Origin of the sequence: Nocardia aurantiaca (assembly GCF_009708175.1) — a bacterium.
Taxonomy (GTDB): domain Bacteria; phylum Actinomycetota; class Actinomycetes; order Mycobacteriales; family Mycobacteriaceae; genus Nocardia; species Nocardia aurantiaca.
Map to the genome: position 1 here is coordinate 63,945 of NZ_WMBB01000019.1, position 26,341 is coordinate 90,285.

Consider the following 26,341-nt stretch of genomic DNA (forward strand, 5'->3'; position numbering starts at 1 on the left):
TCCCGGGCTCCATCACCCGCGCCTTCGGGGCCTCACCCACGACCTCCGCCGAAACCGCGATGCCCTTCGCTTCCCCTGGCGACTCGGACACTTCCGGAGGCGCCCCCAGCGTTCAACTGTGACGCCCTCTCATGTGTCGGCAGTCACATCCCGAAGCCGCCTGGGCCACTCCGCGCTTCCGAATCGTTCGAAACTGGAGCGGACCGGCCCCGCCCCGTGACCCGCCGGAAGAGAATTCGCCGCCGAGCGCGGCGAACTGCCGCCGTGTTCGGCCTGGATCTGTCCGAATCGAAGAGGTCGGCGAAGTCGACCTGACCTCACCGCGGCGGCGCTGCTTGGGCCGTCTCCGGCGGACGCCCGGGAGTGTGACATGCTAGGAGGCAACGAGCACGGGTTGTTGATGTGATCGCTCGGCTCACAACAGGAAGAAACAACATAGTTATGGCGCAAGGCAGCGTGAAGTGGTTTAACGGCGAAAAGGGCTTCGGGTTCATCGCGCAAGACGGTGGCGGTCCCGACGTCTTCGTTCATTACTCCGCGATTTCCGGCTCCGGTTTCAAGTCCCTCGATGAGGGACAGCGAGTGGAGTTCGAGATCGGCGAAGGCCAGAAGGGCCCGCAGGCGCAGAACGTCCGCGCCATCTGATAGTCGACACACGAAACCCGCGCCGACGGCGCGGGTTTCGCGCATTTCAAAACCGTTGACGCACTGGGGCACTGCGTACCCTCGGTGGGTATACGCCCTAGCGCATGTTCAAACTTCGATATCTCGATGATCGGTCAGTCCCCCGGCCGCATCGGTTGGCGGGTTGTCCTCGATCTGAGTGTTGACATCCGTCACCGGGAAGGCAGGGTGCGTGTTCGGCCCCCTTCCGCAAGGTTGGAACCCATAGCGCGTCGAGTCGGCCTTACCGATTCCGCGAACTTCGCCATTTCGGTCAGTTGGTCGTAGTTGCCCGGCTGGATGACCATCCCGATTCCGACGGTCGGCTTCCCGGTCTCGGGCATCGACAGCGCATTCTGATTCCATGCCACTCGTTCGTTTGCGTGTTGTACGAAGCGGATTCCGTTGATGCGATCGCATGTGTCCATATCCGGTGAGTGGGTCGAAAACCGGACCTGATGGCGCCACAGCGAGTCGTCGAACAGCTCGATGTCTGGGTGGAGACTGAAACCGACTGTGCATACGTGGATTTCGAAATCCGCAGTCGGACGCGTCATTGCTGCGATCCGGTCCCGTCGTGGTCTCGCGCCACTCACGGCCACTGACGTTCCACTTGTCTGAAAGTGGCGCGGGTTCCCATTCCAGTTCAATCGGCGTTCCTACGGCATTCGGTTCACGATCGTCCCCCTACTGAAGACCATCGTCAAAGATCTCAACGAGTTACCTTGCGCCCGTGACGAATCGGGCGAATCACCGCCGGTAATGCTGCTTTTCGAACATTGGCGACAAATACGACCGCACTGTTCGATCGGCGCGACAGCCGCTACTCGTAAAGGCTCCATGGAGCACCGTGGCGGAACTCGGCGACACGCATTGCTGGATGGAGATGGACTCCGCAGCGGCTCCGTATGCTCATCGCGCCACATCGACTTTCTACTACGGAGGTGCTGTGCGGTACCGATCTCTGCTGACGACTTTCTTCGCCTCGCTGCTCCTTTTGGTCGGGTCCCCGATCACGGCGCAGGCGCTGCCGGACTCCGGTTCCGGTTCCGGATCCGGATCCGTCCCAGGGTCGCCGTGTCATCCAGGTACCCCGCCGTGGGCGCCGTCAACGGATACTTGGTTCGACCCGAATCGTCACTACCTGGGGCCTCAGCCGTTGCCGCAGACACCGCCGGTCAGTCCGTTGCTGGCGGGATATCAACGGCTCGGAAACCTGAGCGAAGACCAGTTCGTGGCGAAATATGTCAAGGCGGACGGTAGCTGGAACTATCCACTGGATGATGGTTTCGTGATCGTCGAGAACCGCACGGCGGCACACCCGGACGTACTGCTGCCTGGCATGCGGGTCGATCGATTCGGTAGTACGAACGGGAAGTTCCTGTCACCGGTGGGCACGCCGTTCAGCGCGCGAGCGATACCGCCGTCGAACCTCATTACGGGCACCCAGTCGGGCGAGATGACCACGCAGGCCAACTATCACGTCTATTGTGTGCTCGCGCCATTCAGGGTCGAGGCCGGTCCTGCTCAGCCATGGTTCGAACAACCCGGACTTGGCTTGCAATACGTCTTGGATACAAGTTTTCAGCCGTTCCCAGAAGGAGAGGACGGCGCACATGCGAGTGTTCAATGGATGATCGACCACAACCTCCTGGTCGAAGAAATCCCCAACTGACAAGGGATCTCCAGCATCGCGAAGGACTGCGCGGTGAGCTCCCGCCCCTGCCGCTCGGTTCGGTGAGTAGCCTTCCCGCCGGGAATGCTCTGCTGTTCACAACCTCTCGATCAACGCACCGGCTTCGCCAGATCGGCGTCGGCGGCGGTCGCAGGCCCGCGACCGCCGCAGATTCGCACTGCCTGCGTGGCCGGGTGACTCAGCGGGCAGCCTTGGCCGCGAGGGCTCCGGCGACCAGGACGGTGATGCCCTCGGCAATGGCGGTGGTGGCCACGGCGTGGGCGGCGGACAGGGCGGTCGTGCCGGCGAGGGTAAGGAAGACCGTGCCGAAGGTGGACACGCCGATCACCACGCCGAGTTGGACGCAGGTGACGAGGATGCCGCTGGCGTCGGCCGCGAGCGCGAGGGGGATCTTGCCGGTGGCGCGGGCCATCAGTGGACTGAAGGCAAGGCCGTAGCCTATGCCCATCAGGCCGAAGACGGTCAGTTCGAGCGGTCCGATGTCGTGGCCGCCGCGCATCTGCAGGCCCATGACGATGGTGGTCGCGGCGGCGAGGAGCAGGCCCAGCGGAACCATCGCCCGGTGGAAGCGCGCCGGGATACGCGTCCAATTGAGGCTCACCAGGCCGAAAGTCACGCCGTTGGGCAGGAACAGCAATCCGGCGTGCAGGGCGCTGTAGCCGAGCGTGCTCTGCAAGTGGATGGTGAGGACGAAGACCCACCCGCCGAACGTGCACATGACCAGGAAAAGCGAGGCGGCGGTGAGGATCAGGCCCGGGGCGCGCAGGACGCGGTCGGCGAAGAGGGGCTCGCCGCCGCGGCGGTGCACCCAGCGCTCCACCAAGGCGAAGCCCGCGAAGCCGAAAGCGGACGCGCCCAGGGCGATTCGGGTCCACAGCGGCCAATCCTGTTCGTGGCCCAGCACCAACGGCACCACCAGTGCCAGCACCGAGGCGGTGAGGACGGCCAGGCCGGGCAGGTCCAGCCCGCGGTTCACTCGGGTGGTAACACCGGGCAGGATGCGGGGCGCGACGGCCAGCAGCGCCAGGCCGATCGGAACGTTCACCAGAAATACGCCGCGCCAGCCGGTTCCGGCGATATCGCTGCTCACGATGATGCCGCCCGCGATCTGGCCGACCACCATGCCGCCGGAGATGACGGCCGCGTAGGCCGACAGTGCCCGCGCGCGTGTGGTTCCCGTGAAGGTCCGCTGAATCAGAGTCATGACCTGCGGAACCATGGCCGCCGAGCCGACGCCCTGGAGGAATCGGAAGACGATGAGCGAGCTCGCGTTCGTGGCCAGGCCGCAGGCCAGCGAGGCGACGGTGAACACCGTCAGACCGGCCACGAACAGGGTGCGCTGCCCGAATCGGTCGCCCAGCCGCGCACCGGTGACCAGCAGTACCGCATACGCGATGACGTATCCGGAGACGATCAGCTGCAGCCCGGAGCCCGTGGCGTGCAAGGAGGTTCGGATATTGGGGATGGCGACGTTCACGATGGAGGCGTCCAGCACGGCCATGAACTGGCCGAGCAGGATGACGGCCAGCACCGCGAGCGGCCGTCGAATGGTCACCGGGGCGGGAGCCGCCGCGGGTGGAGACTGGGTCAGGCTCTGTGTCATGGGAATCAGCGTGCGCGTCGGCCGGTTCGGCTGACAGGAGTCTGCTTATACGGGTACTGGCACCACCTGGATACCACTAGCGGCAACCGTCACCATGGAGTCATGGTGTCAGGAGCCGGATGCGGCGTTCTCATCGATACGGTCAGCGACGCGGCTGTGCGCAACCACAATTCGCGGTCGGTGCGCAAGGCGCGCCGGGAGGAGCTGTCCGCCTTCCTGAAGTCGCGGCGGGCGCGCATCCGCCCGGCGGATGTGGGCCTGCCCGTGGGCGCGCGCCGGCGCACGCCCGGACTACGGCGCGAGGAGGTGGCGCAGCTGGCCGGGGTCGGAATCACCTGGTACACCTGGCTCGAGCAGGGCCGTGACATCAATTGCAGTGTCCAGGTGCTGGATGCGATCGCCCGGGCGCTGTGCCTGGACGGCGCCGAGCACTCGCACCTGTACCGGCTGGCCGATGTGCCGACGGCGCCGACGCCGATCGTCGAGGAGTTGGTGCCCGAGGAGGTCCAGATCATCCTCGACCACATGCACCCGCTGCCGGCCGCACTGCTCAGCGCCAAATACGATGTGCTCGCACACAATGTCGCCTATGCCGCGATGTATCCGATGTTCATGAGCGGTCCGCGCAATGTGCTGCGCAAGGCCTTCCTCGCGGCCGAATGCTGCACGCCCTACCCGCCGCACTCCGAACCCGATCACCTGGCCCGCATGGTCGGCTACCTGCGCGGCGCCTACGCACGCAATCTCGGCGACCCGGAATGGGTGGCGTTCATCGACGAGATGGTTTCGGCGAGCCCGCATTTCGCGGAACTGTGGGCCCGCAATGACGTCGCCCTCCCGTTGGGCCGCACCCGGATCATCCGCAACCTCGCCATCGGCGAACTCGAGATGTACATGACCAGTATGTCCCTGCCGTCCATCGCGGGCGCGTGGATGCAGGTCTGGACTCCGTCCGATCCGGCGGGCTGGGACAAGCTGCACGCCCTGCTGTCCATGACCGTGGACGAACGCCGCCGTCCGTGGGCCGACCACGTCGAGCGAGTCCACGGGCGAGTCCTCGCCTGACGCTCCGCCATACCGGGTGCGTGCGGGAGGTGTGGCGGGCGGACCACGCATCGTGGTGCCGGCCGACGCGAATCCTGGGCCGATCTACGCGGCCGCCGATCATGCCGGCGCGTCATCCCATTGGACTACGCCCGGACTTCCCGCGGTCAATGGGATTGCCAGGCACCCATTCCCAGCGCGATGAGTCTCACCTGAAGGACGGCGCGCTCCACGGTCCGCGCGCTATCGCGGGGTTCGGCCATCAGGTAGTCGGCGATCCGGTCGGCCACCGTGGACACGATGAGGTCCGCGGCCAACTCCAGATCGTCCGTCGACCAGGCGTCCAGCGCCCGCACCCGCGATAGGTCGACCACCAATTCACGTTCGATGAGCTGCATTTCGACCGAGATGGCCCCCCGCAGCGCGGCGGAGCCGCCGTAACGTTCGCGAATCAGGAAGCCCCACAGGTCACGCCTGCCGTCGACCTGGTCGAACACGAAGCGCACGGTCTGCGCCAGGGTGGCGTTCGGGGTGCGGCGCATCTCCCGCAGCGCCAAGCGCAATTGACGCACGCCCTCCTCGACCAGTGTGGTGCCGAGTTCGTCGAGGGAGGTGAAGTGCCGGTAGAAGGCGGTGGGCACGATGCCGGCCGACCGTGCGATCTCACGCAGGGACAGGGCGGCGAAGCCGCGGTCCGCGGCCAGGGCGAGGGTGCCGTCGAGCAGTGCCGCGCGGGTGCGCTCCTTGCGCTCGACTCGGGTGGCTGCCTGCTCGCTCATCTCGATCACCATACATGCGTTCACATTCGTTCCATTCGCAAGATGTCGTGTGGGTCACACGAACTGCCGGTTGAACTGGAGTGGCCTCACCCGGCACACTAATTCAGTGTACAGATGTGCACCGAAAAGATATCGGGGTCCGGCGTGACATCGACGTCACGCCGGAGGTGCATCGACCGCGAAGAGGCGTCGCTCAGCCCGGCGGCGCGACAGGAGGCTCACATGGTCGGATTACTCGACCTGGTGCAGAAGACAATGACCACCCCGCACCCGCTGGACCGCTACCTCGAGCTGGTGCGCCCGACCCTGACCCGGCGCTCCATGCGCGCGCAGATCACCCACGTGCGGCGCAGCGCGGTCGGCTCGGTCACCCTCACCCTCGAACCCGCCCGGCAGTGGTCCGGGCACGTGGCGGGGCAATATGTGCAGATCGGCGTCGTGATCGACGGCGTCCGCCATACCCGCTGCTACTCCCCGGTCAATGCCGCCGGGCGGCGGGATCGCCACATCGAACTCACCGTCAAGGCCCACCCGCACGGCCTGGTCTCGAACTACCTGCACGAGAACGCGATTCCCGGCATGGTCGTGGACCTCGAGCCGGCGGCGGGCGTGTTCCACCTGCCCGATCCGCGGCCCGAGCGGATCGTGCTGATCAGCGGCGGCAGCGGCATCACCCCGGTGCTGTCCATGCTGCGCACCCTCGTGAACGAGGGCTACCGCGGCCGCATTCTGTTTCTGCACTACAACCGTTCGCCGGAATGGGTTCCGCACCGTCAGGAACTCGAGGCGATCGCCATGCAGCACGGCAATGTCCGCATCGAATTCCGTTACCCGGAGACCGTTCGAGACCTCGGGGCTGCGAACCCGCCCGGAGCGAAGCGTAGGGCAAATCAGGCAGAGCGCGATGCCCGCTTCGGCTATGACGAGCTGGAAGCCCTTGCGCCCTGGTTCCCGTCCGCGCAGACCTACCTGTGCGGCCCGCCCGGGCTGATGGCCGCGGTGCGCACCGTCTACGAGGCCGAACAGCTCGGTGATCGGCTGCACAGCGAGGAGTTCACCCTCACCGCCGCGGCCGTGGACCCGGCCGACGCCGAAGGCGAGGTGACCTTTTCCGGCAGCGGCGTGGTCACCGAGAACACCGGCGTCAGTCTGCTCGAGCAGGCCGAATCCGCGGGCCTGAGCCCGGAGTACGGCTGCCGCATGGGTATCTGCTTCACCTGCACGGCCGTCAAGCGCAGCGGCTGCACCCGCAACCTGCGCACCGGGGAGCTCGACAGTGACCCGGACCAGTCCATCCAGATCTGCATCAACGCCCCTGTCGGGGACGTTGACATCGCCATCTGAACAGGAGGGATCATGGCGATTCTCACCGAAACCACCGAGGGCCCACTGGTTCTCAGCGTCGACCAGGTCGAGGAGATCGGCCGCGAGCTCGACGCGCTGCGCGCCCGCATCACCGCGGACCTGGGCGACCGGGACCGCGAGTACATCTATCAGGTCATCAAGGCCCAGCGCGGCTTCGAGATCGCCGGCCGCGGCCTGCTCTACCTGGGCTTCCTGCCGCCGTTCTGGCTGGCCGGCGTGGCCGCGCTGAGCGTGTCGAAGATTCTCGACAATATGGAGATCGGCCACAACGTCATGCACGGCCAGTGGGACTGGATGCGTGAGCCGACCCTGAATTCCCGTGTCTTCGAATGGGATACGGTCTGCCCGAGCGACCAGTGGCGGCACTCGCACAACTACATGCACCACACCTACACCAACATCCTCGGCATGGATCGCGACATCGGTTACGGCATCCTGCGCGTGGACGAGGCGCAGAGCTGGAACGTGCTGCGGCTGGGCAACCCGTTCTACGCCTTCCTCCTCATGGTCGCCTTCGAGTGGGGCGTGATGGGTCACGACCTCGAGGTCGAGAACATCATCCGGGGCAAGAAGTCCTGGAGGCAGGTCAAGACCCTGCTCGAGGGTCAGTGGCGCAAGGCCGGCCGGCAGGTGCTCAAGGACTACGTGGTGTTCCCGGCGCTGACCGGACCGCTGTTCGTGTCCACGCTGGCGGCCAACTTCACCGCCAATATCGTGCGCAACCTGTGGACATTCTCGATCATCTTCTGTGGTCACTTTCCGATTGGCGTACAGACGTTCACCCAGGAGGAGTGCGCCGAGGAGACTCAGGGTCAGTGGTATGTGCGCCAGATGCTGGGCTCGGCCAACATCACGGGCAGCAAACTCTTCCACATCATGTCCGGCAACCTGTCGCATCAGATCGAGCACCATCTGTTCCCGGATCTGCCGGCCAACCGGTACCCGGAGATCGCGCCGGAGGTGAAGGCGTTGTGCGAAAAGCACGGCCTGCCCTACAACACCGGCCGCTTCGCCCGGCAGATCGGTTCGGTGTGGGCGAAGCTGTTCAAGCTGGCGCTGCCGCCCTTCCTCGTCAAGAATTCGGCACCGGCCGGTGTTATCGTGATGCGCCGGGGGCAGGCGAGCGAAGTGGGCGTGTAGATGATCTCCAAATTCGAGAGCAACAAGGATCTGATCCAGGAACTGACGTCGTCCGGAGCGCGGCACGTCGGCAATATCGCATCGATCATCACCGGCACTGTCGCCGAGGTGACCCGCGAAATCGGTGATTGGATCACCGATGCGATCGAGATGCGCGAAGCCGCCGCCGCTGCCCAGAAGGACGCCGACGCCCAGCGTGCGGCGGATCTGACCGACGATCTCGACGATGACATCGACGATTCCCCGGAACCCTCACCCGCCCAGGATAATTCGGCAACGAAGCCGGTCCGCGGCGAGCGGGCCGCGGGCGAGGACGTCATCGACGCCGAGGTCATCGACCCGCGTCAGCTTTAGGGGTTCGGTTGGTAGCCCCCCGTGATCTCGAGGAGTTTCGGGGCCGAGGCCCCGAAGAGCCCGAGAGCCGGGCTTACCAGCTCGGGAGTCGCCGGCGATGCTGTGCGACTTCCGTGATCAGATCCCGATAGCCGTCGGCGAGCTCGGCGAGCCGGTACCACTGCAGGCGGGCCTCGGTATCCACTCCGCGGCGGGGCCGTTCCTCGCTGACGCGGTGTGCTACCGCGCGTCGCCGTGCTCGACCGTCGGATGTTTTCGAAACCCGCACCGGCTCCGGATCGGTGTTGCCCAGAGCCCGTTGTGCGACAACCCATTTCGCAGCCATACGGTCGATGACCGCGCCGAGGGTCTCGGTGTGCAGCGAGGCCCCGGCGCGGTGCGGAATGTTCACGCCCACCCAGCCGTCGATGCAGGCCACCAGCTCGGCCCGGCGCTCGTCGATCCGATCGATGCGGTGGGTGCTGTCGGCGACATCGTCGGGAGTGGCGTCAGCGGCGTGGGCCATCTCCAGGGCGCGCTGCCGGCGCTCATGGCATCGCACCAATTCGTGGGCTGATTCGAGGATGTCGCGATCGTGACGATCGGAGGCGACCGGTTCCCGGAAGGCGCGCAGCAGCGTTGTCGGCGAGGGGAGCTCGGCCCCGAAACCCGCTCCGGTGTAGTCGATTGCCATGATTGCCACCCTCGGCCGTCGCATGCGTGGATACGCCAGGGCCGAGGGGGTTTCGGGGAGGGGCTCCCCTCGGCTCCGGCGCAGCCCCGCACCCGGAACGCCACAGCCCACCACCAGCGACACGGTGAAGTAACCGGGAAATCCGCGACGATGCGATGAGAAGACTGTCCGATAATGCGGGACATATTCAGGAAAGCGCGATAGTCGGAGGGGCGCAACCATCCGGCGCGTGATCGGCGAAGCTGCCTGAAAATCGTTATACAGCATTACAAGAGGGTCACATGGCCGCTGCGGTTGAAGGCTGATCGACACCTCTGCGAGCGGTGTGAGACGGGTTCGAGGGCTGGGCTCGACCGGGGCGAGGTTTCCGGTGGGCGGGTTCGGTTGCCGAGGCTTATGAATGGCTATCTGTGCGGCGCGCCGAAAGCGTGACGCGCCGTGGTCGGTTAGCCTCGATATTCGTGCCCGCCTATGCGTCTTCGCCGGAGTTGCGTTTCGGTTTCATGTTCGCGCTGGAAGACCCCGAGCGAATTGCCGAAGTCGTCCGCAATCTGATTGTTCGCCGAACGGTGTCGGTTTTTCGTCTCGCGCATCTGTCCCACGACGATGGACCGCCCGATCGATTTGTCGTTAACTGGGGCGCGCTGCCGCAGATCTCCATCACGACCGCCGCGCCGGACCCGGATGAATTGCGTTCCAGTGGAACGTTGCTGGTCAACGCGTTCCTTGGGGAGGATGGGGAGGTGAGTCTGTACTCGGCGGGTGCGGCGCCGCCGCAGTAGAAACTGGCTGGTCCTCTCTCCCGTGGCGGGTCGCTGATCCCGTCACAGCTACTTCTCAGCTATGGGAGGTATCGCCTGAGGGATGAGGCAACGACCGCAGGAGCGGCAGTGCGCGCCTCATCCCAGTGCCGGCGACCTTCGATCAGACCGCCAGGGCCGGAGCGCGGCGGGCCTGCAGGATTTGTTCCAGCAGGGCCACGAGGACGGTTTTCACCGACTCGCGGTCGCGGGCATCGCAATCCATGAGGTGAATGGCGGGAGAGAGATCGAGGGCCTCGCGGACCTCATCCAGTTCGAACCGAGGCCCGGCCTCGAAACGATTGACCGCCACCACGAACGGGGTGCCGTGCCGCTCGAAGAAGTCCAGCACCGGGTAGCAGTCCTCGACCCGGCCGGTGTCGACCAGGATGACGCCGCCGAGCGCGCCGTCGAGCAGGTCTTCCCAGAGGAATTCGAAACGCTCCTGGCCGGGGGTGCCGAACAGGTAGAGCACCAGGCTGGGATCCAGGGTGATGCGGCCGAAGTCGAGTGCGACCGTGGTGGTGGTCTTTCCGGTGGCCAGACCCGGATCATCCAGTCCCACCGACACTTCGGTCATGGCGGCCTCGGTGGCGAGCGGCTCGATCTCCGAGATCGCGCCGATGAAGGTGGTCTTGCCGACGCCGAATCCGCCACTGATCACGATCTTCACCGAGGAAGCCAGCGGTACAACAGGGTCAGAGGTTCCGAACAAGGTCCCGGATCCTTTCCAGAGCGGTGGTGGAGAGTTCCTCGGTCCGGCCGACCGAGACGTGTCCGGCGGACACCAGATCGCTGACGAGCACCCGCGCCACGCCGATCGGAACCCTTAGGGCCGCACCGATTTCGGCGATGGATTGCGGACGCTGGCACAGCCGCACCACCCGTTCGAGTTCGAACCGCAGTGGTGCGGACATGGCCGCGGGCGTCGCGCGCACCAGGGCTTCGATGCGCAGGCCGTCGACTACGGGCGTGGTGCGCCCGGACGTCACCATGAACGGCCGCACCACCTGTTCCTCGTTGTCAGCGGATCCCGTTGACTGCGATGAGTTTTCGGACATGGCGCTGAATCGTTCGCCCGGGCGGCGCAGCGCGATCATGCGCGCTTCCGGTAGCTGATGTGAATCACTCATCGGCTCAACGACTCTCGCAGTTCGGTGATGAGCGCCGGGGTGAGCAGCGCGCCGGCGCGGTCGGCCAGCACCGCCATCTGATAGCCGACCAGGCTCACATCGGCCTCGTGGTCGGCGATCACGCCGATGCAGCTGCCATTGCTCATGGCCGAGACCAACAGGAACCCGCGGCCCATCTCGATCATGATAAGCCGTAGGCCGTCGAAATCGTAACTGCGCGAAGCGCTCCGGCCCAGGCTGGTCAGTCCGGACACGATGGCGGCGAGCCGGTCGGCCGCGGTCCGGTCCAGACCCTGGGACATGGCCATGAGCAGTCCGTCGGAGGACACCGCCACCGCGTCGCGCACCCCGTCGGTGGTGCGCACGAAGTCGGCCAGCAGCCAGTTGAAGGTGTGCGGATCGGTATCGGTGTAGTGGGTGGTCACCCGGTGTCCTCCTATGCTGTCGATCCGGGCTGCGGCGGTTCGCCGCCCTGCCCGCGCTGGTGTCCGGACCGGAATCCGGCGAGCATGCTGCGCACCGCCTCGGGTGAGCGTTCGGCGACCGGCGCCGCCGGCGGTGCGCTGGCCGGTCGGTCGCCACCCGGCGCGGCGCCCGAGTTCTCGCGAGTCTTCCTGTTGCGCTTGACGAGACCGTTTCGCGTACGTTGCACCCCCGGGTCGGCTGCCGAAACCTCGGTCGCCGCGGCCGGCGAGGTCGCCTTCGCCGCACCCGTCGCCGACCCCTCCGGCTCGGCGGCCGCCGGGCGCGCCGAGGTCGGCCGGATGGCGAACGAACCGGTGGCGGGTCCGCCGAAGAGGCGCTCGGCCGCGGTGGCGTGCGGCGCCTCGCTCAGCGCGTGCGGCGGGACCAGCTCGATCGTCTTCGATACTGCGGAATCCTTTGCGCCGTTGCTGGATTCGGGGACGGAATCGGATTCGGGATCGGCGTCGGTCCGTTGCTCGGCGTCGGATTGTTGCTTGGCGCCGAACCCGGGCTCGATGCCGCGTTCGGACTCGGCATCGGATTCGACCACGGTGGTGGATGCCGGCTCGGGCACGGTGGCGGACTCGGTCGCGGTGGCAGGGGCAGCCCTGCGCGGGCGTTCCGTGCCGTTGGACACGGCCGGGTTCTTGGAGCTGTGGCGGCCCGGCTTCGGGTCCGGCATGGTGTCCACGACCGTGGGAAGCTGAGCTCCCGCAGCGTGTTTCGAATCTTCGGGCGGCGCGGGCAGATCGGTCTCGGGATCGCCCAGCAGTTCGCTGGGCAGCACGAGTCGCGCCACCACACCGCTGGTGGGCGAGACAGTCAGCTCGACCTCGATGCCGAGCCGCCGGGCCAGCCGGCCGACGACGTAATGGCCGAGGAAGCGGGTGGGCGCCACCAGGAAGTCGGCCTCCCCGCGCAGCCGGGCATTGGCGGTGGCGAGCTGATCGGGCGGCATGCCGACGCCGTGGTCGACGACCGCGACCATGTACCGCGAGCCGAACCGCCGCCCGTAGATCTCGACCTCCAGATCGGGCGGGGAGAAGGAGAGCCCGTTCTCGATGAGTTCGGCCAGCATGTGCGCGACCTCGCTGACGTGCGCGCCCGCGACGGCGATGTCGTCGACCCGGCGCAGCACCACCCGCCGGTAGTCGTCGACCTCGGACAGCCCGGCCCGGATGACATCGGTCAGCGGAATGGGTTTGGACCAGCGCCGCGGGCTCGACTCGCCGACCAGCACCAGCAGGCTCTCGGCATTGCGCCGCATGCGGGTGGCCAGATGGTCGAGCTCGAAGAGATTGGACAGCGCGCTGGGATCGAGTTCCTCGCGCTCGAAGTCGCTGATCAGACCGAGCTGGCGGCGCACCAGGTTCTGATTGCGCCGGGCGAGGTTGGCCATCGATTCGGTGGTGTTGCGACGCAATCGCGCCTGCGCGGAGGCAAGTTCGTAGGCGGTGGTCTGCACCCGGTCCAGCGCGGCGGCCACGGAGACGATCTCCGCGCCGGCGGCCTCGTCGGCCCGCACCGGTTCCGGCGGATCCGGGTCCGCGCTCTCGGAGTTCTGCCAGGCCGCGATGAGCTGCGGCAGCCGCTCGCCCGCGACGTGGTCGGCCTCCCGCGCCAGCGCCGCCAGCGGTCGCACGATGGCCCGTGCGCTGGCCACCATCAGGGCGGCCTCGGCGGCGATGGCGAGCAGGGCGGCGAGCACGTACAGCGACAGCCGCAGCGCGGCGTCGCGGCGCAGTTCGCTTGCCCGCGCGGTGATCTCGCTGCCCACGCTACGCTGCACCGAGCGCTCGCCGTCGACGACGGAGCTCATCTCACGCCACCAGTCGGCCGGGTTCACCGCTTCGGTGAGCGGCCCGCGCATCGAGGCGATGGCCACGGCCTCCGCGTCACCGACGCGCACCGACTCGTCGGTGTGCGTGGCGGTGGAGAGCTTGGCGCGCTGGGCGGGCGTGGCGTCGCGTTCGAAGGCGGTGATCGAAGCCTGCTTGGCGGCGCGGATGTCGAGGAACTTCACGTACTCGCCGGGCGCGAAGTCGCCCGCGGCGAAGACACCGTTGAGGAAGCCGCGTTCCTGGCCGGTGAACTCCTTGACGTCGCCGAGCGCGTAGAGGGTTTGCAGCCCCCGCCACAGTTGCGGGTCCTGCGCGTGGTCGAGGGCGGGCCGCGCCTGGTTCAGCGCGGCGATCGCGGTGGTGTAGAAGGTGAACGAGGCGGATCGGTCGGCACGCCCGCTGTCCACGTCGGCGCGGTTGGCGGTCACCCCGGAGAACTGGTTGAGCGCGGTGCGCACCAGATCCGCTCCCGGAGGCTGCTGGCCCAGCGTCGAATTCAGTTCCTGCAACGCGCTGTCGGTGGCCAGCCGCTGATTTCCGAGCGCGGGCCGCGAGGCGGTGTCGCCGCCGAGCAGGCCGTTGGTGAGGCCGCGCTCGCGCTGCACCTCATGGACCAGGTCCTGGACCGCCAACGCGAGATGAACCGCCCGATCGGTGTCCCCGGTGTCCCGGTAGTCGTTCACCTCGCGGGCGACGATCACCGTCAGCAGGGCCAGCACCAGGGTCACGGACACGATGAGAATGCGGCGCAGGCGCGCCCGGATGGTGCGAGGTCGTATCAAATCCGTTGGCGGCGCGAACTTTACGTTGCTCGAGGGCAACAGTATCGCCGGACGCACCTTCACTCAGTCTCCCGTAATCAGCTTTTTGCGCACAGCATTACAAATCTGGTCACAATGTGTGAGAAGCAGATGTGATCTTCGCGTCGCGGGGGAAACAATGGGGTGAACAACGGCTCACCGCTGTTCGTCCGGCGGCCGCAAGATCACCGCCGGTGTTCGAGAGGAGTGAGGGCCATGCCCAGTCCTGTTTATCCGGTGCGCGTGCGGGGAGACCTCGACCCGGGGTTGTCACGCTGGATGTGGATCGTCAAGTGGATACTTGCCATTCCACACTATGTTGTGCTGATCTTCCTGAGCATCGCGTATCTCGTGGTCAGCGTCATCGCCTTCTTCGCCATCCTCATCACCGGCTCGTATCCACGAGCGCTCTTCGATTTCAATGTCGGAGTGCTGCGTTGGAGCTGGCGGGTCCGTTTCTACGCGCTCTCGCCACTGGGCACCGATCGCTACCCGCCGTTCAGCCTGCAATCCGATCCGAACTACCCCGCGGATCTGGAAGTCGACTATCCCGAACAACTGAATCGCTGGATGGTCCTGATCAAATGGTGGCTGCTCGCGATTCCGCAGTATCTGATCGTCGTCGCGTTCATGGGCGGCGGCCGCAACCAGGTGTCGCTGCTGCCGATCCTGATGATCATCGCCGCCATCGGCCTGCTCTTCACCGGCGCGTATCCGCGGGGGCTGTACGACTTCGCCATGGGCGTCAATCGCTGGACGCTGCGGGTGCGCGCCTACGCCTCCCTGATGACCGATGACTACCCGCCGTTCCGGCTCGATCAGGGCGCGAGGGAGCCCGACGCCGCGGCCTCGTAGAGGCGCCGCACCACGTCCTCGATATCGGGTTCCTCGATGGAAAGGTCGCGGACCTCCGCGCGCGCCGATACGGCCGTGAGCAACTGTGCGGCAGTGGTGATCTCGGTATCGAAGGCCAGCCGCTGCCGCATGCCCGCGCCCTGACTGTCGAGTAGCTTGGCGCCGGGCAGATCCGCTAGATCGGCGGTGGGTTCGGCGAGGTCCACGGTCAGCACCCGCTGCGCGCCGACGGTCGCGCCGAGTCCGGTCAGCGAGCCGTCGTAGACCAGCCGTCCGTGGTCCACCACCAGCACCCGCTCGCACAGCCGCTCGATATCGCCCATGTCATGGGTGGTGAGCAGCAGGGTGGTGCCGCGCTGGGTGCGCTCATAGCGCAGGAACTCGCGTAATCGCTGTTTGGACAACACATCCAGGCCGATGGTCGGTTCGTCGAGAATGATCAGCTCCGGTGAATGCAGCAGCGCCGCCGCGACTTCCGCGCGCATGCGCTGGCCCAGCGAAAGCTGCCGCACCGGGGTGTCGAGGGTGCCGCCCATCTCCAGCTGGTCGATGAGCTCGGTGGTGCGAATGCGCGCGGCGGCCGGGGCGAGCCGGTGGATGGCGGCCAGGATCGAGAACGATTCGCGCAGTGGCAGATCCCACCACAGCTGCGAGCGCTGCCCGAACACCACCCCAATCCGGCCGGCCAGTTCGCGGCGCTGCCGCACCGGGTCCAGCCCGCAGGTGAGCAACTGTCCGGCGGACGGCACCAGGATGCCGGTGACCATCTTGATGGTGGTGGACTTGCCCGCCCCGTTCGCGCCGATGTAGCCGACGGCCGCGCCGGGCTCGATACGGAAGCTCATCCCGTCGACCGCGGTGAGCGTTTCCCGCCTGCGCCGCCAGCGGCCCTCCTTCTTGCTCAGCACGAAAGTCCTTGTCAGGTCCTCGATATCGATGATGGCACCGCTCACCCGCCGCCTCCTTGATAGTGCCTGGTCCCGAGTCGCCACAGGAACAACGCGGCCGCCCACACCCACGCCGCCGCCACCGGCGCCGCCCAGGCCAGCCAGTTCGGCAGCAGGGCGGGACCCGGCAGCCCGAGCAGCGCGATGGCGGGCAGATACGAGGTGAAGGCGACCGGAACGAGAAATCCGAAAACGAGTTTCATCGGTGTGGGAAACACCGAGGTCGGTTGCATGGACGCGTAGGAGCCGCCGTAGGTGAAGGAATTGGTCAGCTCCGCGCCGTCGATGAGGAAGAACTGCGCTCCGGCCGCGCAGATGAAAAGCCCGGCGAAGATGGCGATTCCGGAGAGCATGGTAACGGTGAACAATATGAGATGCACCGGGGTCCACTGGATATCGTTGCGCGCCACGCCGAAGCAGAGCACGGTGACGGCCACCGCGATGCGCGCCACCCGCCGCAGTTGGATGTCGCTCGTCATGAGCTGCAACAGCAATGGTTGCGGCCGCAGGTAGAAGGCGTCCAGTTTGCCCATCCGGATATACGTGGGCAGCGTGTCGGCATGTCCGACAGCCATGTCGGCGATGGCGAAACAGGTATTGCTCATGCCGAACAGCAGCAGCATGGCCTCGAGGTCGAGCCCGCCCAGGCGCGGCACATTGTGGAAGATCACCCACATTTCGGCGAATTCCACCAGCCCGATCAGGAAGGCGCTCAGCACATCCGCGGCGAAGGACAGCGGATAGGCGCGTTGCGCGCGCAGTCGCGAGCCCAGCACGGCGCGATAGGGCCGCAACCGCGAGGGACGTGCTTCATCCACCCTGCACCTCCAGTTTGCGGCGCCCGGCGCGCAACAGCAACTGCCCGCCACCCACCAGGACGACCAACCAGAAGCATTGCACGACAACGAGTTCCAGCGCAGCCATCCCGGTGGTGCGACCGGACAGCACATCGATGGGACACTGCAGCATGGAGGGGAACGGGGTGGCGTAGGCAATGGCGCGCAACCACTGTGGGAACAGGTGCACCGGCGCGAACAGTCCGGCCAGGAAGGTCCCGAGGATCATGTGCAGCGCCCGCAGCCCGCGCGTCTCGATGAGCCAGAATCCGGCCAGGCTGACCGCGAACATGGACAGGAACGACAGCGTCATGGCCAGCAGCAGGCTGATCGCGCCCAGCGCATACGGTTCCGGCGTGTTCGGGAAGGCGAGCCCGAAGGTGAGCACGCCGACCAGAATGCTGGGCACGCCGCGTGGCAGCAGTGAGAACGCCGCCCGCCCCAGATATTCGGCCAGATGGGCGAATTGGATGTCGATGGGCCGCAGGAAGTCGATGGCCACATCGCCGGTGCGGATGCGCTCCACGATGTCGGGCAGCATCCAGAAGGCGATGGCCCCCAGCAGCCCCTGCGACAACCAGATGTAGGCCCCGATGGTCCCGCGGTCGTAGCCGCCGAACCCGCCGTTCACCCGGACCGCCGTCATGAGCACGGCCGCCCGCACGAAGCCGAATACGACATTGGTGAACAAACCCGCCAGCATGGCGAGGCGGTAGTGCGATTGCCTGCGAAATCCTGCCTTGATCAGCTGCCAGTACACCCCCACGTCGCTGCGCACAAGAGTTTCACGTTACGGGTGCCGTCGTTATCCCGCAATCGAGTTGCGTGGACCGGGTTCAAGGGGCCGAGTTATGCTCGATGCCGGTCTGTTGCGGTGTGCGTCACGAGGTGGCGTGAGCGGGGGCATGTCCGTCCGATTCGCCGGAAAACAGGTGCACGGCTCGGTTCCTGTGATAGAAACGTCAACGTTTCACTTATTTGCGACGCTAGGACCTGCCGATGACCATTGCCGAGACGACCGTTTTCGAGGCGCTCGAATCCAATGTGCGTGGCTACTGCCGTTCCTGGCCCACGGTGTTCGACACCGCCAGCGGCGCCTGGCTCACCGACGAGAACGGCAAGGAGTACCTCGACTTCTTCGCCGGCGCCGGCGCGCTCAACTACGGCCACAACAACCCGCTGTTCAAGCAGGCCCTGATCGACTACCTGCTCGGCGACGGCATCACCCACGCCCTCGACATGTCCACCGTCGCCAAGCGCCGCCTGCTCGAGGCCATGCGCGATCTGGTGTTCATCCCGCGCGGCCTGGACTACAAGGTGCAGTTCCCCGGCCCGACCGGAGCCAATGCCGTCGAGGCCGCACTCAAGCTGGCGCGCAAGGTGACCGGTCGCACCACGATCCTGAACTTCACCAACGCCTTCCACGGCATGACGCTGGGCGCTCTGTCGGTCACCGGCAATGCCGCCAAACGCGCCGGCGCGGGCGTCCCGCTGGTGCACGCCACCCCGATGCCCTACGACGGCTATCTGGATGAGCCCGAGGACCTTTCGTGGATGCGCCGCGCGCTCGACGACAGTTCGTCGGGGCTGGACAAGCCGGCCGCCGTCATCGTCGAGACCGTGCAGGGCGAGGGCGGGGTCAATGTGGCCCGCGCCGAATGGCTGCGCCACCTCGCCGAATTGTGCTCGGCCCGCGGCATTCTGCTCATCGTCGACGACGTGCAGATGGGCTGCGGACGCACCGGACCGTTCTTCTCCTTCGAGGTCGCGGGCATCACCCCCGACATCGTCACGCTCTCCAAATCCATCGGCGGCTACGGCCTGCCCATGGCGCTGGTGCTCATGCGCCGGGACCTCGACCAGTGGGCGCCCGGCGAGCACAACGGCACCTTCCGCGGCAACAACGCCGCCTTCGTCACGGCCGAGGTGGCCTTACGCCATTACTGGTCCGACGACCGCCTGCAGCTCGCCACGCTGGCCAAGGGCGCGCGCGTGCATGACCACCTGGTCGCGCTGACCGAGTCCTTCACCGGCATCTCGACCCGCGGGCGCGGCCTGGTGCACGGCCTGGTCTTCGAGGACGCCTCGCAGGCCGAGAAGGTCTGCCAGGTCGCCTTCGAGCACGGCCTACTGGTCGAAACCTCCGGCTCCAGCGACGAAGTCGTGAAGCTGCTCCCACCCCTGACCGTCAGCGATGACGAGATCACCCACGGCCTGGGCATTCTCACCCGCGCCGTGGAGATCGTCCGCGACGGCCACTAGACGTCGGCCACCGCCCACACCGGTGCCGACCCGTGCCGGGTTCCCAGCTGCGGAGGGAACCCGGCACTACCTTTTCGTGAAGCACTTCTCGAACCAGTTCCGCAGGCCCGCATCGTCTTTGAGCGAGTTGCCGGGATAGTCGCGCGTCGACCCGGAAAACGACGACGAGACGAAGAGGGTGCCGGCCCACAGCGGTGCAGCAGCTAGCGCAGGCTGTCGCCGTCCACCGGCCGCATGTCGATGTACAGCCGGCCCTCGATATCGCCGTAGTCGTGGGGCGACGCGCGCCTTCTGCGGCCGGGCCCGCCGCGTGCGATTCAGGCTGGAAATGCCGCCGCTACACGGTGTCCTTGGCCAGGCGTTCGGGCGGCGCCTCGATGACACGGTGCGGTCCTCGACCATGTCGTTGCCTGATCCACCTGTCCCATGCCCCGCGCGCCCGATCAGCCGCTCGAGCCGATACGGCCCGTATCAAGATCGAGGACGAGCGGATGACTGCTCTTGATCGTCCTCGGCTCCTCGTCGCGGATCCACTGTGGCAGTCGAGGGTTCGGGCGAGCCAGAATCACGCGGATTCCAACCGATGACCGGGGGCCGCCGGAACGGCAGGGTCGAGGCATGGCGGACGAAGGCCCTCGACCGCCACGGTCCCCGTCCCCATTCGCCCGAGGTGCTGTCGTGTCCTCAATTGCCCTGCAGGCCAGGCCCATTACCGGCCGCCCGCGCCTGCCGAGCGTATCCGTGCTGGCGCGGTTCGTCGCGCCGGTTCTGCTGATCGTGATCTGGCAGATCGCCAGTTCGACCGGTTTGCTGCCGGAACGGCTGCTCGCCGCCCCGGTGACCGTCGTGCGGACGGCGGTCGACCTGGTCGAGGACGGGACGCTGACCAAGGCGGTGTCGGTGTCGCTGCGGCGCGCCGCGCTGGGCTTCGTCATCGGCGCGGCGACCGGGATCGGGCTGGCACTGGTGGCCGGGCTGAGTCGCATGGGGGAGTACCTGGTCGATCCGCTGATGCAGATGCTGCGGACGCTGCCGTTCTACGGCCTGATCCCGCTGTTCATTCTGTGGTTCGGGATCGGGGAGTTGCCCAAGATCGTGCTGGTCGCCTTCGGTGTGGCGATTCCGCTGTACCTGAATACCTTCGCGGGTATCCGCAGCGTGGACGGCAAACTGGCCGAGCTCGCGCGGGTGCAGCGGCTGAGCCGCGGGGGCCTGATCCTACACATCGTGCTGCCGGGTGCGCTGCCGCAGACGCTGGTCGGCCTGCGCCAGTCGCTGGGCGTGGCCTGGCTGGCGCTCATCGTGGCCGAACAGGTCAATGCCGACGCGGGCCTGGGCTTCATGATCAACGACGCCCGCGAGTTCCTACGCACCGACGTGATCGTGGTCGGCCTGCTCGTCTACAGCGTGCTCGGGCTGCTCACCGACGCGCTGGTCCGTTCGATCGAGAGGAGAGCGCTGTCATGGCGACGCGGCTTCCTGGCACACTGACCGATTCGGTGATCGCGGCGACGCTGGCCGAGCTGGAGGAGACGGCGGCGCCCCCGGTCGTGCGAATTCGTAATCTGGTCAAGGACTTCGGGGAACGCCGCATCCTGCGCGGACTGGATCTCGACATCCGCCCCGGCGAGTTCGTGGCCCTGCTCGGACGCAGCGGCTCCGGCAAATCCACCCTGTTGCGGGCGCTGGCGGGGCTGGACGACCAGACCGGCGGCGAGCTCACCGTGTCCGGCGAGGTCGCGGTCGCCTTCCAGGAACCGCGGCTGGTGCCGTGGAAACGCGTGCGCGACAACGTCACCCTGGGCCTGCGCCACGAAAACTCCAGGGCCGCGGCCGAAGCCGCGCTGGCCGAGGTGGGGCTGGCCGAGCGCGGCGGAGCCTGGCCGCTCACGCTTTCCGGTGGTGAGGCGCAGCGGGCCTCGCTGGCGCGCGCCCTGGTCCGCGAGCCCGATCTGCTGCTGCTCGACGAACCCTTCAGCGCCCTGGACGCCCTGACACGCATCACGATTCACGGCCTGGTGCTGGACCTGTGGGCCCGGCACCGGCCCGGCGTGCTGCTGGTCACCCACGACGTGGACGAGGCGCTGCTGCTGGCCGACCGCGCCCTCGTGCTCGACGGCGGCCGCATCGCCCGCGAGCTCCCCATCGACCTGCCGCGGCCACGCCGGCGCGAGCATCCCGAATTCCTGGCCCTGCGAACGGCACTGCTGGCCGAGCTGGGCGTCACCCCGGAAGGAACCACCGAATGAAATCCAGACGCCTGTTCGCCGCCCTGGCGATCGCCGCGACCCTCATCAGCGCGGCGTGCTCCTCCGGTGGTGACGACACACACGGGGTGAACGCGGATGGCTCGGTGGACCTGTCGCAGGTGACCCTGCACGTCGGCGATCAGAAAGGCCTTGCGCTGCAGGCCCTGCTGGACGTCTCGGGCGAGGGTAAGAACCTGCCCTACAAGGTCGAATGGTCCACCTTCACCGCCGGTCCGCCCATGCTCGAGGCGATCAATGCCGGATCCGTCGACTTCGGTGGCGTCGGCGACGCCCCGCCGGTGTTCGCGGCGGCGGCCAAGTCGCAAATCAAGATCGTGGCGTCCTACGACTCCGGTGCGGCCGGCAATGCCGTCGTGGTGCCCAAGGACTCGTCGATCAAGGATCCGAAGGACCTGCGCGGCAAGAAGATCGCCGTCACCAAGGGCAGCTCGGCGCACTACCACCTGCTGTCGGTGCTGACCAAGTCCGGACTGACCTTCGCCGATATCGAACCGCAGTACCTGCAGCCCGCCGACGCGCTCGCCGCGCTGTCCACCGGCCGGGTGGACGCCTGGACGGTGTGGGACCCCTATGTGGCCCAGTCCGAGCTGGGCGGCAATCGGGTCCTGGTGGACGGCACCGGCTATGTGAAGCCGGACAGCTTCTACGTCACGGGCTCGAAGACGTTGCAGAACAAGGCGAATGCCGCAGCGGTCCGCGACCTGCTGGTGCGGATCCAGCGCGCGCACGTGTGGATCACGAACCATCGCGAGGAGTGGGCCAAGCAGTCGGCCGCGATCACCGGGGTGCCCTACGACGTCACCCTGCTCGCCGTGAACCGCGGCAATTTCCAGGACCACCCGCTCGACGACGCGACGATCGCCGCGGAACAGCAAGTGGCGGACGGCTTCTCCGACGCCAAGCTGATTCCGGGCAGGGTCCGGATCGCCGACTTCATCGACACCCGCTACAACGACCGATTCACCTCCTAGGAGTCCCCGCATGAGCTTGTCGTTCCATTGGTTCCTGCCCACCTCCGGCGACTCCCGCGGCCTGGTGGTCGGCGGGCACGGCACCCCCATGTCGGGTGATCGGCCGGCCTCGCTGCACTACCTCAACCAGATCGCCGCAGCGGCCGAGTCCAACGGCTTCGAGGCCGTGCTCACCCCCACCGGTTCCTGGTGCGAGGACGCCTGGCTGACCACCGCGATGCTGGTGGAGACCACCGAGACGCTGAAGTTCCTGGTGGCCCTGCGCCCGGGCCTGATGAGCCCGACCCTCGCCGCGCAGATGGCGGGTACCTTCCAGCGGCACTCCCGGGGCCGGTTGTTCATCAATGTGGTGACCGGCGGCGAGCCCCTGGAGCAGGCCGCCTACGGCGACTTCGCCGACAAGGAGGCGCGGTACGCCCGGACCGGGGAGTTCCTGCACGTGGTGCGGTCGCTGTGGAACTCGCACGAGCCGGTCACGTTCCGCGGCGAGCACATTCGCGTCGAGAACGCGCTGCTGAGCAATCGGCCCGATCCCGTGCCGCCGATCTTCTTCGGTGGTTCGTCGGGCCCGGCCGGACCGGTGGCGGCGCGCTACGCCGACGGCTACCTCACCTGGGGCGAGCCGGTGCTGGCGGTGAGCCGCAAGCTGGACTGGATTCGCGGGCTCGCGGTCGACCACGGCCGCAAGCTGGACTACGGCCTGCGCATCCACGTCATCACCCGCGACACCTCCGAGGAGGCCTGGGCGGTGGCCGACAAGCTGTTGGCCGGCATCGATCCGGCCGATATCGAACGCGTCCAGAACGCCCTGGCCAACAGCGAATCCGAGGGCCAGCGCCGGATGTCGGAGCTGCACAATGGCAGCACCGACCGGCTCGAGATCGCCCCCAATCTGTGGGCGGGTGTGGGCCTGGTGCGCGGCGGCGCGGGCACCGCACTGGTCGGCTCGCATGAGGAGGTGGCCGAACGCCTCATCGAATACTCGAAGGTGGGCATCTCCCACTTCGTGCTCTCCGGCTATCCGCACCTGGAGGAGGCGTATTGGTTCGGCGAGGGCGTACTGCCCATCCTGGCGCGAAAGGGTCTGTGGCGGCACCCGATCCGCCGCCCAGCCGGGCCGGCCGTCACCCCGTTCGCCGGCGCGTCCAGCAGCTAGACCCGAGGTAACCGGGCACGGCCGCCGCGCCCCGAGGGTCCGGCGGCCGCCGAGTACGGACGGTGCGTCATTCGGCGGCAGGTTCACTGGGCCGACGAGCCCTCGCCGCCGTCGCCGCGGGACATCGTACGGGGCTGGCGACAACACGAATCCTGTTGTGTGCCAATGTCTGAGATGTAGACGCCGCCGCGGCGGGACCGCGCGAGATCGAGGCGGCCGCGGCGGGTAGGAGCGATAGGGAGTCGCCGCCGTTGCGCTGTCCGAGCGCACTGCGCCCTTACCTCGTGCAACACATTCTCACCAAGCCCGGATTCACCAATCACATACGGTGACGGTGGAATTCACCCGGCCGTCGTGCGACCGTCGACCGGGTCTGCCACAGTCGACATCTATGAACGGTCGGCGTGTTCTGGGACTGTGCGCGGCGGTACTGAGTCTGGGTCTGGTGGCGGGCTGCGGCGGCGCGGACAACACCGCCCCCGCCACCTCGACCGCGGTGCCGCTGGTGTCGACCGGCGACCTGCCCAGGCCGCAACCGGGTGAAGTACACCTGTTCGGGATCAACGACCTGCACGGAAATCTCCAGCCGCCGGAGGGAGCCAACGGCAAGGTTGGCATGTACACCGCCGGGGGAGCGGCCTACCTGGCCGCACATCTGGCGCGGCTGAAGGCGGCCTATCCCGACAGCGCGGTCCTGTCGGCCGGCGACAATATCGGGGCCAGCCCGCTCGTCTCCTCGCTGTTCCACGACGAGCCGACCATCGACTTCCTCAACTCGGTGGGCGTGGCCGCCTCGGCGGTCGGCAATCACGAATTCGACCACGGCGTCACCGAATTGCGGCGACTCCGGCAGGGTGGCTGCGCCGCCGACGGCTGCGCGCCGGGCGAGCCGTTCACCGGCGCGAAGTTCCCGTACCTGGCCGCCAACGTCACCGATGACAATGGCCGACTGCCGCCGGGACTGACGCCGTGGACCATGCTGGAGCTGGGCGGCCACAAGATCGGCGTCATCGGGACCGTCACCACCGAGACCGAGCACATCGTCATGCCGGAGGGCATTCGCGGCTACCGCTTCGGCGACGAGGCCGGCGCCATCGACAAGTACGTGCCCGAGATGAAGGCCGCCGGCGCGGAAACCGTGGTGGCGCTGCTACACGACGGCGGCGCCCAGCAGACCCACGGCCGCCCGGTCGACTACAACGGGTGCGCGGACATCTCGCCCGATGTGAAGGCGCTGGCCCACAAGACCGATGCCGCAGTCTCGGTGCTGCTCACCGCGCACAGTCACCAGGCCTACAACTGCACCCTGGAGGGCAAGGTCGTCACCCAGGCCGCCTCCTTCGGCCGTCTCGTCACCGATGTGACGCTGCGCTTCCACGACGGCAAGGTCGAGGCCGCAGCGGTCAACCGGGTCGTCACCCGCGAACTCACGCCCACGACCACCACTGCCCAGCTGGTAAATTTCTTTGCCGCGCAAGCCAAGCCGCTTGCCCAGCGAGTCATCGGCAGCGCCGCCGCGGCGGTGCCCGCCGAGCCGGCCCCGGCCGGGGATTCCCCGCTCGGCGACGTTATCGCAGACGCCATGCTCGACGCCATGACCAATGTGCAGGCGGTGGCGGCCTTCATGAATCCCGGCGGTGTACGCGCCGGCTTGACCGGCGGGACCATCACCTACGAGCAGGCGTACACCGTGCAACCCTTCGGCAATCAGGTGGTGGCCGTCGCGCTGACCGGGCAGCAGATCCTGAATCTGTTGGAACAGCAGTGGGACAATGCGAGCAAACCCGATGTGCTGTCGGTCGCCGGCATCTCCTACTCCTACTCCGACACCGCGTCCACGGGGCACAAGGTGATCGACGACAGTGTCCGCGTGGCCGGGCAGCCGCTGAATCCCGCGGCCGTCTACCGGGTTTCGACCAATAACTTCCTGGCCGCCGGGGGCGACGGCTTCACCGTGTTCGAGCAGGGCAGCGAAACACTGGTCGGCCCCAGCGATCTCGATGCGCTGGAGTCGTATCTGCGCTCACACGGAGCGGTCGTCCCGCCCGCCGGCCGGATCGAGAAGCACTAGCGCCGGAACTCCTCGACGGGCGTGGACTCGGCGTCTCGGTCCCCGACCTCGTCGCGGTACCACTGCTCCCGCCGATACCGCCGCACCCGATCGGCGAGCGCGTCCAGTACGGGCACCATCCGGCGCAAGGTTTCCGCGCCGAACACCACCGGGGCCCGCACCGGCGGGTGCAGCGCCCACGGGAACCGGCGCGGCATGCGGTGGCGGGCATACGTAGCGGGCGGCGCCAGAACCCGGTATACCCGACCTGCACGCGATAGTTGATCTCGTCCCGAATCGCTTGGCCCACAGCGCATCCGGCCGGGGCTCGAACGCGGGCAGATACGACTCGACCAGTTCCTCGCCGTCCGCACCCGCCGTGTGCGCGCGCTTGACGGAGGCTGCGAACATGAGCTGGACCGATTCGCGGAAGTCGCGCGGATACCACTGTGGCTGCATACCCAGCAGATGCCCGACGTGCCGCCAGAAGTGCAGTGTCGCTTCGATTTCCGAGATGGTGGTCTGATGCCCGAGGCTCCACAGCGCCAGCCCGGGCACCACGCTGCCCGGACACGGCCTCGGCGGGCAAGATTCCGACGGAAATCCGGTACCGGGATCGGCCGGATGACCCGCGCGTG

The 26,341-nt window shown here is 67.2% G+C and carries 26 protein-coding genes; 14 read left to right on the plus strand and 12 right to left on the minus strand.

The features are described 5' to 3' along the window. Nucleotides 1–441: 441 nt before the first annotated feature. Nucleotides 442–645 carry a cold-shock protein gene (locus GLP40_RS30645; RefSeq protein ID WP_154791496.1) on the plus strand — a complete coding sequence of 68 codons (204 nt, stop codon included), beginning with the start codon at nucleotides 442–444 and terminating at the stop codon, nucleotides 643–645. A 191-nt stretch (nucleotides 646–836) separates the two neighbouring features. Here GLP40_RS30645 and GLP40_RS30650 read toward each other — a convergent pair whose 3' ends face one another. Further along, nucleotides 837–1,220 carry a hypothetical protein gene (locus GLP40_RS30650; protein ID WP_154791497.1) on the minus strand — a complete coding sequence of 128 codons (384 nt, stop codon included), beginning with the start codon at nucleotides 1,218–1,220 and terminating at the stop codon, nucleotides 837–839. Between the two features lie 293 nt (nucleotides 1,221–1,513). Here GLP40_RS30650 and GLP40_RS34945 point away from each other — a divergent pair, with 293 nt between their 5' ends. Further along, nucleotides 1,514–2,338 (plus strand): TNT domain-containing protein, encoded by an 825-nt coding sequence (locus tag GLP40_RS34945; RefSeq protein ID WP_154791498.1) that lies wholly within the window; start codon nucleotides 1,514–1,516, stop codon nucleotides 2,336–2,338. 199 nt (nucleotides 2,339–2,537) lie between these two features. Here the strand turns inward: GLP40_RS34945 and GLP40_RS30660 are convergent, their stop codons facing one another. Beyond that, entirely contained in the window at nucleotides 2,538–3,962 is a 1,425-nt protein-coding gene (locus tag GLP40_RS30660) for an MFS transporter (RefSeq protein WP_154791499.1), read from the minus strand. Nucleotides 3,963–4,064: 102 nt separating this feature from the next. Here GLP40_RS30660 and GLP40_RS30665 point away from each other — a divergent pair, with 102 nt between their 5' ends. Further along, nucleotides 4,065–5,027, plus strand: coding sequence for a helix-turn-helix transcriptional regulator (locus tag GLP40_RS30665; protein WP_154791500.1), 963 nt, complete (start codon nucleotides 4,065–4,067; stop codon nucleotides 5,025–5,027). Between the two features lie 146 nt (nucleotides 5,028–5,173). Here the strand turns inward: GLP40_RS30665 and GLP40_RS30670 are convergent, their stop codons facing one another. Then, entirely contained in the window at nucleotides 5,174–5,785 is a 612-nt protein-coding gene (locus tag GLP40_RS30670) for a TetR family transcriptional regulator (protein ID WP_154791501.1), read from the minus strand. A 222-nt stretch (nucleotides 5,786–6,007) separates the two neighbouring features. Here GLP40_RS30670 and GLP40_RS30675 point away from each other — a divergent pair, with 222 nt between their 5' ends. Genes GLP40_RS30675 through GLP40_RS30685 form a run of 3 tightly spaced genes read left to right on the plus strand, consistent with a single transcriptional unit; the run spans nucleotide 6,008 to nucleotide 8,644 of the window. Then, nucleotides 6,008–7,129 (plus strand): ferredoxin reductase, encoded by a 1,122-nt coding sequence (locus tag GLP40_RS30675; protein WP_154791502.1) that lies wholly within the window; start codon nucleotides 6,008–6,010, stop codon nucleotides 7,127–7,129. Nucleotides 7,130–7,141: 12 nt separating this feature from the next. Continuing rightward, on the plus strand, nucleotides 7,142–8,290 hold the full coding sequence (locus tag GLP40_RS30680) for a fatty acid desaturase family protein (protein WP_154791503.1): 1,149 nt from the start codon (nucleotides 7,142–7,144) through the stop codon (nucleotides 8,288–8,290). Beyond that, nucleotides 8,291–8,644 (plus strand): hypothetical protein, encoded by a 354-nt coding sequence (locus tag GLP40_RS30685; protein WP_154791504.1) that lies wholly within the window; start codon nucleotides 8,291–8,293, stop codon nucleotides 8,642–8,644. It begins immediately after the preceding gene. A gap of 73 nt (nucleotides 8,645–8,717) precedes the next feature. Here GLP40_RS30685 and GLP40_RS30690 read toward each other — a convergent pair whose 3' ends face one another. Next, on the minus strand, nucleotides 8,718–9,317 hold the full coding sequence (locus tag GLP40_RS30690) for a DUF4254 domain-containing protein (RefSeq protein WP_154791505.1): 600 nt from the start codon (nucleotides 9,315–9,317) through the stop codon (nucleotides 8,718–8,720). Nucleotides 9,318–9,778: 461 nt separating this feature from the next. On the opposite strand from GLP40_RS30690, the gene GLP40_RS30695 reads away from it, so the two are divergent. Further along, a complete protein-coding gene (locus tag GLP40_RS30695; protein WP_328290840.1) occupies nucleotides 9,779–10,099 on the plus strand; it encodes a hypothetical protein in 321 nt (106 codons plus the stop codon). Nucleotides 10,100–10,241: 142 nt separating this feature from the next. Here GLP40_RS30695 and GLP40_RS30700 read toward each other — a convergent pair whose 3' ends face one another. The 4 genes from GLP40_RS30700 to GLP40_RS30715 are packed head-to-tail and all read right to left on the minus strand — an operon-like array spanning nucleotide 10,242 to nucleotide 14,290. Next, on the minus strand, nucleotides 10,242–10,802 hold the full coding sequence (locus GLP40_RS30700) for a GTP-binding protein (RefSeq protein WP_196054855.1): 561 nt from the start codon (nucleotides 10,800–10,802) through the stop codon (nucleotides 10,242–10,244). A gap of 13 nt (nucleotides 10,803–10,815) precedes the next feature. Then, entirely contained in the window at nucleotides 10,816–11,250 is a 435-nt protein-coding gene (locus GLP40_RS30705; RefSeq protein ID WP_154791507.1) for a DUF742 domain-containing protein, read from the minus strand. Beyond that, nucleotides 11,247–11,675, minus strand: coding sequence for a roadblock/LC7 domain-containing protein (locus GLP40_RS30710; RefSeq protein ID WP_040860275.1), 429 nt, complete (start codon nucleotides 11,673–11,675; stop codon nucleotides 11,247–11,249). Before GLP40_RS30710 ends, GLP40_RS30705 begins: the two co-directional genes overlap by 4 nt. Nucleotides 11,676–11,686: 11 nt before the next feature. Continuing rightward, nucleotides 11,687–14,290: a sensor histidine kinase gene (locus GLP40_RS30715; RefSeq protein WP_328290841.1), complete on the minus strand. Its 2,604-nt coding sequence runs from the start codon at nucleotides 14,288–14,290 to the stop codon at nucleotides 11,687–11,689. Nucleotides 14,291–14,572: 282 nt separating this feature from the next. On the opposite strand from GLP40_RS30715, the gene GLP40_RS30720 reads away from it, so the two are divergent. Then, complete coding sequence (locus tag GLP40_RS30720; RefSeq protein WP_154791509.1) at nucleotides 14,573–15,211, plus strand: DUF4389 domain-containing protein; 639 nt, start codon at nucleotides 14,573–14,575, stop codon at nucleotides 15,209–15,211. Here the strand turns inward: GLP40_RS30720 and GLP40_RS30725 are convergent. From GLP40_RS30725 to GLP40_RS30735, 3 genes are all read right to left on the minus strand, one after another. After that, on the minus strand, nucleotides 15,175–16,056 hold the full coding sequence (locus GLP40_RS30725; RefSeq protein WP_230330103.1) for an ABC transporter ATP-binding protein: 882 nt from the start codon (nucleotides 16,054–16,056) through the stop codon (nucleotides 15,175–15,177). The genes GLP40_RS30720 and GLP40_RS30725 overlap by 37 nt on opposite strands. A gap of 104 nt (nucleotides 16,057–16,160) precedes the next feature. Beyond that, entirely contained in the window at nucleotides 16,161–16,976 is an 816-nt protein-coding gene (locus GLP40_RS30730; RefSeq protein ID WP_328290843.1) for an ABC transporter permease, read from the minus strand. Beyond that, nucleotides 16,969–17,772, minus strand: coding sequence for an ABC transporter permease (locus GLP40_RS30735; RefSeq protein WP_328290844.1), 804 nt, complete (start codon nucleotides 17,770–17,772; stop codon nucleotides 16,969–16,971). Before GLP40_RS30735 ends, GLP40_RS30730 begins: the two co-directional genes overlap by 8 nt. A gap of 221 nt (nucleotides 17,773–17,993) precedes the next feature. Between GLP40_RS30735 and ectB the strand changes: the two genes are divergently transcribed. From ectB to GLP40_RS30765, 6 genes are all read left to right on the plus strand, one after another. After that, a complete protein-coding gene (ectB, locus tag GLP40_RS30740) occupies nucleotides 17,994–19,256 on the plus strand; it encodes a diaminobutyrate--2-oxoglutarate transaminase (protein WP_154791510.1) in 1,263 nt (420 codons plus the stop codon). Between the two features lie 678 nt (nucleotides 19,257–19,934). After that, nucleotides 19,935–20,747, plus strand: coding sequence for an ABC transporter permease (locus GLP40_RS30745; RefSeq protein WP_328290845.1), 813 nt, complete (start codon nucleotides 19,935–19,937; stop codon nucleotides 20,745–20,747). Beyond that, nucleotides 20,720–21,505: an ABC transporter ATP-binding protein gene (locus GLP40_RS30750; RefSeq protein ID WP_154791512.1), complete on the plus strand. Its 786-nt coding sequence runs from the start codon at nucleotides 20,720–20,722 to the stop codon at nucleotides 21,503–21,505. Before GLP40_RS30745 ends, GLP40_RS30750 begins: the two co-directional genes overlap by 28 nt. Beyond that, nucleotides 21,502–22,497 (plus strand): ABC transporter substrate-binding protein, encoded by a 996-nt coding sequence (locus GLP40_RS30755; protein ID WP_154791513.1) that lies wholly within the window; start codon nucleotides 21,502–21,504, stop codon nucleotides 22,495–22,497. Before GLP40_RS30750 ends, GLP40_RS30755 begins: the two co-directional genes overlap by 4 nt. A 10-nt stretch (nucleotides 22,498–22,507) precedes the next feature. Next, nucleotides 22,508–23,653: an LLM class flavin-dependent oxidoreductase gene (locus GLP40_RS30760; RefSeq protein ID WP_154791514.1), complete on the plus strand. Its 1,146-nt coding sequence runs from the start codon at nucleotides 22,508–22,510 to the stop codon at nucleotides 23,651–23,653. A 391-nt stretch (nucleotides 23,654–24,044) separates the two neighbouring features. Then, complete coding sequence (locus tag GLP40_RS30765) at nucleotides 24,045–25,724, plus strand: bifunctional metallophosphatase/5'-nucleotidase (RefSeq protein ID WP_154791515.1); 1,680 nt, start codon at nucleotides 24,045–24,047, stop codon at nucleotides 25,722–25,724. On the opposite strand, the gene GLP40_RS34225 is transcribed toward GLP40_RS30765, so the two are convergent. Continuing rightward, nucleotides 25,721–25,921, minus strand: coding sequence for a hypothetical protein (locus GLP40_RS34225; protein WP_230330097.1), 201 nt, complete (start codon nucleotides 25,919–25,921; stop codon nucleotides 25,721–25,723). The genes GLP40_RS30765 and GLP40_RS34225 overlap by 4 nt on opposite strands. Nucleotides 25,922–26,341 lie beyond the last annotated feature (420 nt).